The sequence below is a fragment of the Erythrobacter sp. genome, assembly GCF_039988855.1.
GTDB lineage: Bacteria > Pseudomonadota > Alphaproteobacteria > Sphingomonadales > Sphingomonadaceae > Erythrobacter.
On record NZ_JBDXIY010000015.1, the window covers coordinates 439720 to 452724 of the forward strand.

A 13005-nucleotide genomic window follows, 5' to 3' on the forward strand; every position below is an offset into this window, starting at 1 on the left:
CAGCTCTGCTAGGAGAGACTCTCGAGCACCTCATAGGCCAGAACTGCACCCGCAACCGCTGCGTTCAAAGAATCCGCGCGGCCTTTCATTGGCATGGTGACGCGTAGGTCGCATTCGGCCTCATACGCCTCGGGCAGGCCTTGGGACTCATTGCCCACCATAATGAAGCATGGAGCCCCATAGGCAGTGCCGCGATAGGGGACTGCATCGCGCAGGCTCGCGGCGACCAATTGCCCCGCGTCAGAACGCAGCCATGGCACAAACTCCTCCCACCGCGCCTGCGCCAAACCTTGAGTGAACACCGCGCCCATGCTCGCTCGCACTGCTTCGGCGGAAAACGGGTCCGCGCAGTCGTCGATCAGGATCAGACCGCCAGCACCCACCGCATCGCCCGTGCGCAGCATAGTGCCAAGATTGCCCGGATCGCGCAGATCCTGTGCAACCAGCCAGATATTCGCCGCCTCGCGGTCAAGGCGTTCCAGCGAAGTGTCGAACTCATCAAACACACCGACCACGCTTTGCGCATTGGATTTGCCGGTAATCTTTGAAAGGATGTCCGGCGTGGTTGTGATGACCTCGCCGCCAGCGCCCGCAATCTCGCTTTCCAGCCCTTCGATCAGCGGGTGGGGATCGCGCCCCTCTGCCATCACCAAAGTGCGCGGGATATAGCCGCTAACACGCGCATCTTCGAGAAGGCGCAGTCCCTCGACCAAGAATTGCCCAGCACGTTTGCGCAGCTTCTTTTCGCGAAGTGAGCGCAGGTATTTCACAGTCGGATTTGAAAAACCGGAGATATGTTTGCGCATTTGCGCTTCCTGCTCAGTCTTCGCCAAAGCCGTCTTCGACAAGCGTGACGAGCTGGGCAAGAACCGCCTCGCTCTCAGTGCCGTCGACGATCAACTCAATGTCATTTCCTTGGGCCGCGCCAAGCATCATAAGGCCAAGGATAGAGCCGCCCGCCGCTTCGTTGCCGTCCTTGGCAACTTTGACGATCGCGCCTTCTGGAAGCGCGGCAACTGCGCCGACGAACTTTGCGCTCGCCCGGGCATGAAGGCCCCGCTTGTTCACGATAGTGACGGTCTGTCGCAGTTCCCCCATCGCGTAAGCCTAGCTTGTGCCGCTTGCGGCGCGCGCTGGTTTGCCTTGGGGCGCTTTATCCGCGCCAAGCAATTCACTCGCGACAGTGATATAATTGCGGCCCGCGACCTGCGCCGCCTCAACAGCTTCGACCACGCTCAAATTCTTGCGCGCTCCTGCCAAACGGATGAGCATCGGCAAGTTGATACCCGCGATCACTTCAACCCGGCCTGCATCCAATAGGGAGATCGCCAGATTGGAAGGAGTGCCCCCAAACAGATCCGTCAGGACGATGACCCCGCTGCCAGCATCAACCGCCTCAATCGCATTGGCGATATCAGCGCGCCGTTGTTCCATATCGTCATTGGGGCCGATGCACACAGTTTCCACGGCGGATTGTTCACCCACGACGTGTTCCATTGCTTCGACAAATTGGTCCGCTAGGCGGCCATGCGTTACCAGAATCAAACCGATCATAACGTGAATTCAGTCCGTTCGTACCCAGCGACCTGCACAAAATTGCAAGGCTCTTTGCCTAACACTAACACCACCATCCGATGCAAGCTCTTAATGCAATCCTTGGCGCTAACTCTCATTTGTGCCTTCGATTGTATCCGTCGCTCGCGACTTGAGATTACGGTGTCGGACAGTGGGCGAAAACCCTTCATCGCGCAAGGCTTTCGCCATGCCTTCAGCGGTAAAGACAGAGCGGTGTCTCCCGCCGGTACAGCCAAAGGCGATGTGCACATACGCCTTGCCCTGAGCGGCATAGCGCGGAAGGACTGTAAGGAGCAGCGAACGTATCTGTTCAAACACCGCGCCGAATGCGGGGTCCTTGCGGATATGGGCGCCGACCTCTTCGTCGAGGCCGGTTTTCTCGCGCAAGACCTCTATCCAATGTGGATTATCGAGAAACCGCATATCGAACACCAGATCAGCGAGCGGCGGCATTCCCCGCGCAAAGCCGAAGCTGGAAACCGTTAGACTGGGTTCTGCCCTTTGTTCTTTGCCAAACAATCCGCGCACCTGCGTCTGCAGTTCATTGGCAGATAACGCGCTAGTATCGATCACGACTTCAGCCCAGCGCCGCAAAGGTTCGAGCAGTTCGCGTTCGGCGGCGATGGCATCTTGCACGGTGCGTTCTTGCGCCATTGGGTGACGCCGGCGCGTTTCGTTGTAACGGCGCTCTAACTCGCTGGTCTTGCAGTCGATGAACATAAAGGTCAGCGCCAAATCACCGCGAGCGGCCATCTTTTTGATAAGCGTGATGATTTCAGCTGGGACAAAGCCGCGTGTTCGCGAATCAAAGCCAATGGCGAGAGGTGTGCGAGAAGGCGTGGGCGTGTCCTGCGAATTCTCGCCGGGTTCGGCGACCAAACGTTCCAACATGCGGATCGGGAAATTGTCGATGGCCTCCCACCCCAAATCCTCCAGCACATCGAGCGCCGTGGATTTGCCTGCTCCAGCAAGCCCGGTGACAAGGAGAAGGCGCTGGCGCGGATCAGATGAGACAGTCGAGTTTGACATGATTGCTCTTCCTTTTCGCCCTTCGCGCTGCAGAATGGAAGTGAATTATCGATCTATTGGAATTGAAGTCCGTGCTTCATCAGCGCCATTTCGGCCCGAACAGCAGGCGCAAGAGTGCCCGGTTCAAAAGGCAAGCAAGGGATAAGCACACCTTGGATGTCACGCTGGGGTATTGACTCAGGCAGGCGCTCTCCATGCACAGCTAACGACAAGATTAGAGATAGCGGGCGGGGCCGTGAAAGCGGCATTTGGAAAAGGCCAATCCCGCGCAGCTCAACCATTCCTTCAATATTGGGCGGAGGGCCCGCGATGAGACGGTCGTTATCGTTGGTAATTGAAACGCCGTCATCACCTATAAGACTCGCACCGCGATCGATAAGCGCAAGGGCAAGCGATGATTTGCCGCAGCCCGGAGGCCCTTCGATTGCAAGCGCCACATCGCCGATCGCAACGGCGCTGGCGGAAAGGATAGTCTGGGTCATTTGGCGGCCATCGCTCAAACTCATTCAGCCGGTGGCAGTCGCAAGCGTAAGCACGCGCCTTGCTCACCATCCTCGCGGGCTTGAGCGACAAGCGACCCGCCATGCGCCTGCGCAATGGTGCGGGCAATCGCAAGGCCAAGGCCGGAGTGATTGCCAAAGTCCTCGCCATCGGGGCGGATAGAATGGAACCTGTGAAAGACTTTCTCGCGCGAATCTTCAGGGATGCCGGGCCCGGTATCGCAAACAGTGACGGTGACGCAGTTGCCATCATTGTCGACCATGACCTCGATTGGAGCATCAGGCGGTGCAAAGGAAACCGCATTGTCGAGAAGGTTCTCAATCACGCGTTCAAGCCTGGCACCAACGCCCATGACATTGGCTTTGAAACCCCGGGTTACCAACTCGATCCGGTGATCCTGATTTTCCGACCGGTTCTCGCGGCTGCCAATGATTGCACGCATGAGGTCTGCGATATCGATGCGCTCAAGCGTTGCCCGGCTCATTTCAGCATCGATCCGGCTGGCATCGGAAATCTCGCTCACGAGGCGGTCGATGCGCCGGACATCATGCGTGGCGATGTGCTCAAGCTTTTCGCGCGTCTCTTTGTCGGTGACTTTGGGAAGCGATTCAATTGCACTTCGCAATGATGCCAGCGGGTTCTTGATCTCGTGCGCCACGTCCGCTGCAAAACTGTCGACCGCATCAATCCTCTGACGCAGAGCAAGGGTCATATCAGAGACAGAGCGGGCGAGCTGTCCGATTTCATCTTTCCGTGCAGGTAAACGCGGCACTTCAACATCGCGTTCGCGGCCAAGGCGCACGCGCTGGGTCGATCCTGCCAACAATTGCAATGGAGAAACGATTGTTCGCGCCAGGTAAAGCGAGAGCGCAGCCGAAGCGCCAAGCACAAGCAGCACAGCGGTAATCAGCGCCGTTCGTGCTGCGCGCACGCTTTCGGTAATGTCCACCGCATTGCGCACTGTCAGAAGCGTTGCGCCGTTTAGGCCGACCGGTGCAGCAGCCGTGATTACCGGCGAACCATCACGCCAACGATACAGACGGATCTGACTGAATCCTTCTTCGCGTGCCTGCACCAATTCTTGCCAAGCGTCGGCTGCTTGCCCTTCGGGTTCAACAAAATCTGGCACCGCCTCAGCGCTCACGATTGCATCGACGGTCCTGTCGAGCCAGCGCGCAAGTTCTTGTTCCCAAGTGTCATTTGTAATTTCGTGAAATTCAAATGCGGGCTCATCCAAAGCAAAACTGTCAGCCCAAAGCAGGCCTTCGGCATCAAACATCCGCATCCGCATCCGCTGTTCCTGGCCGATTTGGACGAGCAAAGCTTCTTGCCTGTCCTTGGTCGCCCCCGCGAGCGCTTCTGCGGTGATCTGTGCCTCGATCCGGGCAAGCTTGAACCGCTCATCGATCAATTGCGTGCGGTAAGTATCAAGGTAAAACAGGCCGCCCGATAACAGGGCGAGAGGCAGGATGTTCACGATCAAGATACGCGCGGTGAGCGAGAACCGCGTCAACAGGCTGGGCCGTTCGATCCCTTGAACTATACTCTGAATCAGAGGCGCGTTTTCTTGAGCGGGTTTGTCTGAACCGTTGTTAGCCATCGGTGAAGCTATAGCCTGCGCCGTAAAGCGTTTCGATGGCGTCAAAGGTTTGATCAACGGTGCGGAATTTGCTGCGCATGCGTTTGATGTGGCTGTCGACCGTGCGATCGTCGACAAAGATATCATCAGGGTAGGCGGCATCCATCAATTGGTTGCGGCTCTTGATAACGCCGGGACGCGCCGCAAGCGCTTCGAGGATCAAGAACTCAGTGACTGTAAGGCTAACCGCTTTATCGTTCCATTTCACATGATGCCGGGCCGGGTCCATGAATAGTCGCCCACGGTTCAGTGTTGCTTGGGCATTTTCGCTTGGTGTTGCAGTATGCCCGTGGCTGCGTTCCGGTTCCGCGCGTCGCAATATCGCACGTATCCTTGCGGTAAGCAGGCGGAGGCTGAAAGGTTTTGCGATGTAGTCATCCGCGCCTAACTCAAGCCCGACTTCCTCATCGGCTTCGTCGTCTTTACTGGTCAGGAAAATTACCGGCAGTGGGGAATTTGCACGGACCCTGCGCAGCAATTCCAGGCCGTCCATTTTCGGCATCTTGATATCAAACACGGCCAAATCAGGCGGATTTTCAATAAGTGCCTTTAACGCGGTTTCGCCATCTGAATACAGACGCGTGACAAATCCTTCGGCCTGAAGCGCGATGGAAACACTGGTCAAAATGTTCCGATCATCATCGACCAAGGCGATTTCGACAGCTTCCGCATCTGCGTGCTCGTCGCTGCCCTCTATCACGCCCGCTTTGCCGGTAAGGTCGCCGGCATCGCTTGCGTGTGAGGTCTCTTCAAGGTCGCCTGACATTGTGATGGTCTGTCCTTTTCCTGATCGGCCAGCGGAGGTTAGCGGCAAGTCGATTGGGAAACAATCAAACTCACCGTAAAGCAAAATTGCTGCATTTGATCATCGCCTAGTTAACGGCCTGACCCGCAGGGTTTGACGCAGGAGGGCCTCATCTTTATGCGGGGGCCAATCTCTGGGATCAGGTGGTTTTAAACGAATCGTCCAAGCGGGTTTTCGCCGACGAAAAGTTATCTTGATCCCATCGTGCATACGTATGCATGCCGAACACAAAATGCGCAGACGTCTTAGGAGAATACACGTTGACCCCCCTCGCTCAATCGCTCGCCTCTCAGGGTATCGAGACCACAGCCAACATTCACTCAAACCTTGGCACCTCCGCCCTTGTTGAGGCTGCAATCGGCTCTGGTGAAGGGCAACTTTCAAAGCATGGCGCTTTGGTGGTGAAAACCGGCGCCAAAACTGGGCGCAGCGCGAAAGACAAGTTTATCGTGCGAGATAGCACGACCGAAGACACCGTATGGTGGGGCAAGGTCAATGCGAGCATGACGCCGGAGCATTTTGCCAACCTCAAGGAAGATTTCCTGAGCGCGCTTGGCGATAAAGAAACGCTTTATGTAGCCGACTTGTTTGGCGGGTCTCAGCCAGAGCACCGCGTGAATGTGCGCGTGATCAATGAGCTTGCTTGGCACAACCTTTTCATCCGCACGATGCTTGTACGGCCAGGAGCCTGCGAGCTTGCCGATTTCGCTCCGGAATACACGATCATCGACCTACCAAGTTTTAAGGCAGACCCAGAGCGCCACGGCACCAATTCGGAAACCGTGATTGCGGTCAACCTGACTGAGAAGCTGATCCTCATCGGCGGCACGCGTTATGCAGGTGAGATGAAAAAGTCGGTTTTCGGCATTCTCAACTACCTTCTGCCCACCAAAGGCGTGATGCCGATGCACTGCTCGGCCAATATCAGCGCGGATGGCAAAACGGCCGTGTTCTTCGGCCTTTCTGGCACGGGTAAAACGACGCTTTCTGCCGATGCTTCACGCACATTGATCGGGGATGACGAGCACGGTTGGTCAGACACGGCGGTCTTCAACTTCGAAGGCGGCTGTTATGCGAAAATGATCCGTTTGTCCGAAGAGGCTGAGCCGGAAATTTACGCCACCACCAAAATGTTCGGCACCGTGCTTGAAAATGTGGTGATGGATGAACAAACCCGCGAACTGGACTTTGACGATAATACGCTCGCCGAAAACACGCGCGGCGCCTATCCGATCAATTACATTCCGAACACGTCTGAGAAGAATTTGGGCCCTGCGCCAAGCAATGTCGTGATGCTCACCGCTGATGCGTTTGGGGTGCTGCCTCCGATCGCGCGCCTGACGCCGGATCAAGCGATGTATCACTTCTTGTCGGGCTACACCGCGAAAGTGGCAGGCACCGAAATCGGCGTGACCGAGCCAGAGGCAACGTTCTCAACCTGTTTTGGCGCACCGTTTATGCCGCGCCACCCAAGCGTTTACGGCAACCTTCTAAAAGAGCGTATTGCCAAAGGCGGCGTTCAGTGTTGGCTCCTCAACACCGGCTGGACCGGCGGCAAATATGGCGTTGGCAACCGTATGCCGATCAAGGCGACCCGCGCGCTTTTGAATGCGGCACTGGACGGCAATCTGGATGGTGTTGAATTCCGCAAAGATCCAAACTTTGGCTTTGACGTACCTGTGCATGTGCCGGTTCTGGCCGAAGCAGGGATCGATCAAACGATCCTCGATCCGCGCGCCACTTGGAGCGATAAAGCCGGCTATGATGCGACTGCTGATAAGCTCGTGCGCCTGTTTATCGACAATTTCGCTGAATTCGAAGCGCATGTGGACGAAGGCGTGCGCCAGGCCGCGCCAGCGGGCGTTGTCGCCGCTTAAAGCATAACCCGTATTCCGAGCTGGAGAGGGAAGCCCCGCGTGGTGCATTTGTAACACAATGCATCATGCGGGGCTTTTGCTTTGTTTCGGGCAGTGTTTCGGGCACACTTCGGGAGACGAATCGAAATAGGAGACAGATCATGAGTATGCTCGACGGAATTCTTAAGCAGGTCGCTGGTTCACCAGATACAGTTGCTGATCTTGCGGGGAAGGTGGGCCTTGACCCGGGTATGGTTGAAAAAGCTGTCGCAGCTCTTGGTGCGGCGCAGCCACAAGAAGGCGACACAGTTGAGCTTGCAGCTCAGAAAACCGGCATTGACGCAAGCGCGCTTACCGGCATCGTTTCGCAGCTTGGCGGTGAAGGCGCACTGGGTGATTTGGCCGGTAAGATTGGCGGCGACAGCAAGCTTTCCGGCATTATGAGTATGCTCGACCAGGACGGTGACGGTAACCCGCTCGATGACATTGCGGGCATGGCCAGCAGCCTGTTCGGCAAGAAGTAATCGCGATTTGAGCGGGGATAGACCATGAGCCTAGCTGCAATGCTTCAACAATCAGGCGCGATTTCGTCGATGGCCCGCGAACTTGGCGTTGATGAAAACACCGCAAAAACTGCGGCGGGCGCGCTGTTACCCGCGATTGTCGCGGGCATGGGGCGCAGTGCGACAGGCGGCAATTCCACGCCTGATCCCTTAGGCGGCCTTGGCGGTTTGGCTGGCGCTCTTCTGGGCGGCGGGGCCTCTCAAAGCGGCGCTGCCGGAGGGCTGGGCGGTCTGATAGGTGGAGGGCTGCTGGATGCAGTTCTGGGCACGAGCCCAACGCCTACACAGCCTGGCAATGATATTCTGGGTTCGATTTTCGGCACCAAAGACGTCAGCCGTTCCGTCGCGGGCGAAGTTGCCGGGATTACGGGCCTTGACGAAGGGATGCTCAAGAAAATGCTCCCGATCCTCGCGATGGCGGTTGCGGGCTATATGGCCAAGCAGGCAGGCTCTGGCGGTGGTCAAGAGGGCGGTGGCGCGCTCGGCGGTATCCTTGGGTCAATCGTTGGCGGCATGATGCAGCGTTAAGGCGTACATTATGCGATCACAAAAAAGGCCGCGCCTGCTTCAATAGCATGCGCGGCCTTTTTGCATTGCCCATTGCCGGGCGAGAATGTTTGACCAATCAGTCTTTCAGGTGGCCTGGCACAACGCCGCCTGCAGCCGCCATCTGATCCAACACAGCTTTATGAAGAGCGATGTTGTCTTCGGCAGAGCCTGAATAATCTGCATTCCCCATTTCTACTGCAAGCGACTTGCGATTTTCATAGCTTGGGTCAATGCGCACAAGCTTCATCAGATCGACGATCGAAGTCTGCCAGTTAAGCTTGTCTGCGCCCGGAATGCTGCCGATGCGCGCGGCTAGGTCATCGGCGGTGATTGATGCACGCTTGGGTGCTTGCGCAGGAGCAGCGGCCGCTTCTGCTGCTTTTGCTTCTTCTTCGTCATCGCCGAAGATCGCATTAGAAATTGAACTGAAAATACCCATAATTCCCTCCTTGAACCGTGGTCTTTGAAAGCTAGCGATCAACGGGTTGCAATGCCAGAGCATTTACAACTGATGACAAAAGAGTAGTTGGCCCAAAGGTATGATTGATCTGGTTTTCTCACTCGTGATTTTGGCGGCAATCTTCTTGCTGCTCGGCGCATATCTCTATTGGCGACGCACAGGGGAAGTGAAGCAGCCGATCCTTATGGTGGTGTTGGCTATCATTGCGGTTGGCAATGTTTTGATCTGGACGATCCCAACATCAGATGGCGCCGCGCCAGTTGATTTGATCGAAGAAACACAAACGGCCAAGACGCAGTAGACGCCCTTGCCGTTTGCTCCTTGCTTTAGATTTTTAAGGGATCTGCCAGTTAACCGAGCTTGAGTAGGTCCCGGCCGTCGCCATGCCGTCGCTGTCCTTTGCCGGATTAAATACGGCGCGTTGTTGGATCAGCATGCATGTAGCCCGATCAAGCGGGGTATGGCCCGTTGAACCGGTAATCGTGCAATCGCTGACCTTGCCGCTCGCATCAATTCGCAAGGTAAAGCGCGCCTTTCCGGTAAGTTCGCGCCTGATCCATGAACTGCGATAATCGTTTGTCGTAATCCAATTACTGGGATTGCTGCGCGGGGAGGCGTCCACTGGGTCAAACAAGGGCTCTATCGGGGGGAGGGTACCTGTGAACGCATCGGAACCTATCAATGACCCTGTATCAAAGTCGCCAATCGGCCCGATTGGGCCGGTCGGGCTCAAACCAAACTCTATGTCGCTGCTGGGCCGCGTAAAGGTTGGGACGGGCGCAGGAGCTGCGTGTGATTGGGGGTCTGTGGGAGGAAGCGGGTCCACAATTGGTTCAGGGGTGACAACAACAGTGGGTACATCTGTTGCCACGGGGTTGGGGATAGGTGGGTTAACGACAATCTTGACCGCAAGACCTGCAATCAAGACCAGTCCCACACCGGCGGGGACGCCCAATGCGCCAATGGCGGCTAGGGGGTTAGGGCGGTTCGCTGTGGTCGCGTAACTCATGAATTCTCTCCTCTCATGATGTGCGATGAGTGGAAGGCTGACAGGAGTTGTTGCGAGTGACAAGCAATATCGAGTTGCAAAGCGCGACCCGTCGCAAGGTGCAACCCGTTGCGATAAAAGACCAATTTGGGGAAATTTGGGCGGCCCAGTTGGCCTAAGCCGCCCAATTATATCACTTAATCGGACAATCCGGCGACAGACGGAAGTTGAGATAATTGTCCACGCTGCCCATCATCTCTTCAATTTCGTTTTCAAAGAAATGGTTGGCGCGCGGGATTTCATCATGATGGATCGTGATGTGTTTTTGGGTGCGCAGCTTATCGACCAGCTTTTGAACCGCGCTTGGCTGGACCACCGTATCGGCGGCCCCTTGCACAAAGATGCCCGAGGCTGGGCATGGTGCAAGGAAGCTAAAATCATACATATTTGCAGGCGGCGCAACGGAGATAAATCCGCGCACTTCCGGGCGGCGCATCAACAACTGCATACCGATCAAAGCGCCGAATGAGTAACCCGCGACCCAGGTTTGCTGGGCTTCTGGGTGGATCGATTGCACCCAATCAAGCGCGCTTGCCGCATCCGAAAGCTCGCCAATGCCATTGTCAAAGCTGCCTTGTGATCGTCCCACACCGCGGAAATTGAAACGCAGCGTCGCAAAGCCGCGATCGGTGAAGGTCTTGTAAAGGCGTTGAGCGATGCGATCATTCATCGTGCCGCCGCCTTCTGGATGAGGATGGAGAATCATCGCAACAGGTGCACGTGGACGAGGCGGGGGCGAAAAACGCCCTTCAAGACGGCCCTCTGGACCGGGGAAGATGACGGATGGCATCAAATAACCTTTATGAATTGGGTTGCGTTTGGGCACCGGCTGGTGCCAGCAGTTGGGCGCTCTATATAGGCACTTCTAATAAAGTGCAATTTTTTAAGAATCGTTCGCAATAAGGTGCTCTCTGGCCAACCGTATCTATCTCGATCATGCCGCGACATCGCCGCTTCGTCCCGAGGCGAAAGCCGCAATGGACGAAGGTTTTGCACTGTGGGCAAACCCATCGAGCCCGCATGGTGAGGGACGCAAGGCGAAAAACGCGCTTGAAGATGCCCGTGCCCGGATCAAGGCGGCGTGTAGTTGGGATGGGGAGGTGATTTTTACCTCCGGGGCAAGCGAATCCCTTTGGCTTGCGTTGAACCGCGCGAAAGCCACGAAGCGGATCGTAAGCGCGGTTGAGCACGACGCGGTGTATCGGGCGGCCCCTGATGCAGAAATCTCCTCAGATGAAAGCACATTTGATGCGTCGACTTTGCTCGCCGTGCAGCATGTAAACTCTGAGACGGGGGTCATCAATCCTGTGAGCGCCATGGGGAGCGCAGTGCAACCCACCGGCGCGGTGCTCTTGTCTGATTGCGCTCAATCGGCAGGTAAGCTTGCCTTACCAAAAGCCGATATGTTGGTCGTTTCGGCACACAAATTGGGCGGACCGATTGGGATCGGTGCGCTTTTGGTGCGAGATTACTCTCTGCTTGAGCCGATGGGCGGGCATGAACGCGGCTATCGCCAAGGCACCGAGAACATGCCGGCTGCGCTGGGCTTTGCGGCTGCGCTTGAAGCAGGCGAATGGGCAACGACCACAAAGGAACGCACCAGTTTCGCGCAGGAGCTTGGCGACGACCTTCTCACCTTTGGCGATCAGACCGATTATATCTTCGCGCTCTCACACCCCAGCATAAGCGCGCAGGCCCTGCTGATCCGCCTCGACGCGATGGGGATTGCCGTATCGGCGGGAAGCGCTTGTTCATCCGGCACTCTTAAAAAGAGCCGGGTGCTCGATGCTTTTGGCGTGAGCGATGACGTCGCTGCGCGCACAATCCGGGTTAGCCTTGGCTGGAATACCACCAGTGAGGAGCTGGACCGGTTCTTAGAAGTGTGGAGGTCGCTCAAATGATCTATCTCGACAATCAAGCCACCACACCGCTTGCGCCAGAAGCCCTTGAGGCGATGCTCAAGCATCTTGAAGGGCCAGATGGCACCGGGTTTGGCAATCCGCACAGTCCGCACAAACTTGGGCGGCAGGCGGCCGCCGCGATCGAAGTCGCGCGCGAACGCGTAGCGGCGCTTTTCCCGAGCGGGGGGCGCGTGACCTTCACTGGCGGCGCGACCGAGGCGCTCAACCTTGCGATCCGGGGCGCGGCTGGAAACGGCCCCATCGCTTGCTCAGCGATTGAACACTCCGCTGTCTTAGACACTGCACGGACCGCTGGGCCTGAGGTTGTGCTTGGCGTCGATGTGCAAGGCAGGTGTGATCCGAACCAAGATGTGCCAGCGGGCACCCGGCTCATCGCCGTGATGCAAGTCAACAATGAGATCGGCGTTGTCCAAGAGAGCGATAAATGGGCGGCGCGGGCCAAAGCGGCAGGCGCGCTATTTCTGGTCGATGCGGTTCAGGCTTATGGCAAAATGCCAGTTGCATCGGCGGATATGATCGCGGTTTCCGCTCACAAGTTCCACGGTCCTAAAGGCATTGGTGCATTGTGGGTGCGTGATGGCGTGGATTTGACCGAACAGCAAACCGGCGGCGGACAGGAATCGGGCCTTCGCTCCGGGACATTGAGCCCCGCTTTGATCGCCGGATTTGGTGCGGCGGCCGGGCTCGCTAGTGAGCGGATGGAGGAGGACAGCGCCCATGTCGCCGCCCTATGGGACCGCGCACGCGATCACTTTGACGGCTGGATACTCAACGGCAGCGATACGTCGCGCTGGCGCGGCAATATGAACATCCGAAAGGACGGTCTTGATGTCGCGCGCCTTATGTCCGACTGCCGCGATATCATGTTTTCCGCCGGAAGCGCCTGCGCAAGTGGATCTGGCAAGCCCAGCCGCGTGCTCAAGGCGATTGGGCTCAGTGATGCTCAGGCGAAAAGCTCGATCCGATTGGGGTGGAGCCGTTACACCGCGCTGGAAGAGATTGATGAGGCCGCCAAAACGCTTAAGGCGGCGGCAAAAGAGCAAGAGCTTTGGGGCTGA

16 protein-coding genes are annotated in these 13005 nt (G+C 56.9%); 6 read left to right on the forward strand and 10 right to left on the reverse strand.

The window, feature by feature from the left end:
- Window positions 1-8: 8 nt before the first annotated feature.
- From ABJ205_RS04910 to ABJ205_RS04940, 7 genes are all read right to left on the reverse strand, one after another.
- On the reverse strand, window positions 9-806 hold the full coding sequence (locus tag ABJ205_RS04910; RefSeq protein WP_348160495.1) for an RNA methyltransferase: 798 nt from the start codon (window positions 804-806) through the stop codon (window positions 9-11).
- A 13-nt stretch (window positions 807-819) separates the two neighbouring features.
- Window positions 820-1098: an HPr family phosphocarrier protein gene (locus ABJ205_RS04915; protein ID WP_348160494.1), complete on the reverse strand. Its 279-nt coding sequence runs from the start codon at window positions 1096-1098 to the stop codon at window positions 820-822.
- A gap of 9 nt (window positions 1099-1107) precedes the next feature.
- A complete protein-coding gene (locus ABJ205_RS04920; RefSeq protein WP_348160492.1) occupies window positions 1108-1554 on the reverse strand; it encodes a PTS sugar transporter subunit IIA in 447 nt (148 codons plus the stop codon).
- Window positions 1555-1662: 108 nt separating this feature from the next.
- Entirely contained in the window at window positions 1663-2604 is a 942-nt protein-coding gene (gene rapZ, locus ABJ205_RS04925) for an RNase adapter RapZ (protein ID WP_348160490.1), read from the reverse strand.
- 53 nt (window positions 2605-2657) lie between these two features.
- On the reverse strand, window positions 2658-3086 hold the full coding sequence (locus ABJ205_RS04930) for an HPr kinase/phosphatase C-terminal domain-containing protein (protein ID WP_348160489.1): 429 nt from the start codon (window positions 3084-3086) through the stop codon (window positions 2658-2660).
- A gap of 20 nt (window positions 3087-3106) precedes the next feature.
- Window positions 3107-4705, reverse strand: a complete 1599-nt coding sequence (locus tag ABJ205_RS04935; RefSeq protein ID WP_348160488.1) for an ATP-binding protein — start codon at window positions 4703-4705, stop codon at window positions 3107-3109.
- Complete coding sequence (locus ABJ205_RS04940; RefSeq protein WP_348160487.1) at window positions 4698-5510, reverse strand: response regulator transcription factor; 813 nt, start codon at window positions 5508-5510, stop codon at window positions 4698-4700. The genes ABJ205_RS04935 and ABJ205_RS04940 overlap by 8 nt, the downstream gene beginning before the upstream one ends.
- A gap of 257 nt (window positions 5511-5767) precedes the next feature.
- Here ABJ205_RS04940 and ABJ205_RS04945 point away from each other — a divergent pair, with 257 nt between their 5' ends.
- The 3 genes from ABJ205_RS04945 to ABJ205_RS04955 all read left to right on the forward strand — a co-directional run bounded on the left by ABJ205_RS04945 (window position 5768) and on the right by ABJ205_RS04955 (window position 8496).
- On the forward strand, window positions 5768-7426 hold the full coding sequence (locus ABJ205_RS04945; protein ID WP_348510014.1) for a phosphoenolpyruvate carboxykinase: 1659 nt from the start codon (window positions 5768-5770) through the stop codon (window positions 7424-7426).
- Between the two features lie 140 nt (window positions 7427-7566).
- Window positions 7567-7929 carry a hypothetical protein gene (locus tag ABJ205_RS04950; protein ID WP_348159602.1) on the forward strand — a complete coding sequence of 121 codons (363 nt, stop codon included), beginning with the start codon at window positions 7567-7569 and terminating at the stop codon, window positions 7927-7929.
- A gap of 24 nt (window positions 7930-7953) precedes the next feature.
- On the forward strand, window positions 7954-8496 hold the full coding sequence (locus ABJ205_RS04955) for a DUF937 domain-containing protein (RefSeq protein WP_348159603.1): 543 nt from the start codon (window positions 7954-7956) through the stop codon (window positions 8494-8496).
- A 97-nt stretch (window positions 8497-8593) separates the two neighbouring features.
- Here the strand turns inward: ABJ205_RS04955 and ABJ205_RS04960 are convergent, their stop codons facing one another.
- Entirely contained in the window at window positions 8594-8956 is a 363-nt protein-coding gene (locus ABJ205_RS04960; protein WP_348510015.1) for a DUF3597 family protein, read from the reverse strand.
- 100 nt (window positions 8957-9056) lie between these two features.
- Here ABJ205_RS04960 and ABJ205_RS04965 point away from each other — a divergent pair, with 100 nt between their 5' ends.
- A complete protein-coding gene (locus ABJ205_RS04965; protein WP_348158881.1) occupies window positions 9057-9278 on the forward strand; it encodes a hypothetical protein in 222 nt (73 codons plus the stop codon).
- A 33-nt stretch (window positions 9279-9311) separates the two neighbouring features.
- Here ABJ205_RS04965 and ABJ205_RS04970 read toward each other — a convergent pair whose 3' ends face one another.
- Together ABJ205_RS04970 and ABJ205_RS04975 are read right to left on the reverse strand one after the other, a co-directional pair.
- Complete coding sequence (locus ABJ205_RS04970) at window positions 9312-9986, reverse strand: TonB family protein (RefSeq protein ID WP_348158879.1); 675 nt, start codon at window positions 9984-9986, stop codon at window positions 9312-9314.
- 172 nt (window positions 9987-10158) lie between these two features.
- Entirely contained in the window at window positions 10159-10815 is a 657-nt protein-coding gene (locus ABJ205_RS04975; RefSeq protein ID WP_348158878.1) for an alpha/beta hydrolase, read from the reverse strand.
- Window positions 10816-10948: 133 nt separating this feature from the next.
- On the opposite strand from ABJ205_RS04975, the gene ABJ205_RS04980 reads away from it, so the two are divergent.
- Together ABJ205_RS04980 and ABJ205_RS04985 are read left to right on the forward strand one after the other, a co-directional pair.
- A complete protein-coding gene (locus ABJ205_RS04980) occupies window positions 10949-11926 on the forward strand; it encodes an aminotransferase class V-fold PLP-dependent enzyme (protein WP_348158904.1) in 978 nt (325 codons plus the stop codon).
- Window positions 11923-13005, forward strand: coding sequence for an aminotransferase class V-fold PLP-dependent enzyme (locus ABJ205_RS04985; protein ID WP_348158876.1), 1083 nt, complete (start codon window positions 11923-11925; stop codon window positions 13003-13005). The genes ABJ205_RS04980 and ABJ205_RS04985 overlap by 4 nt, the downstream gene beginning before the upstream one ends.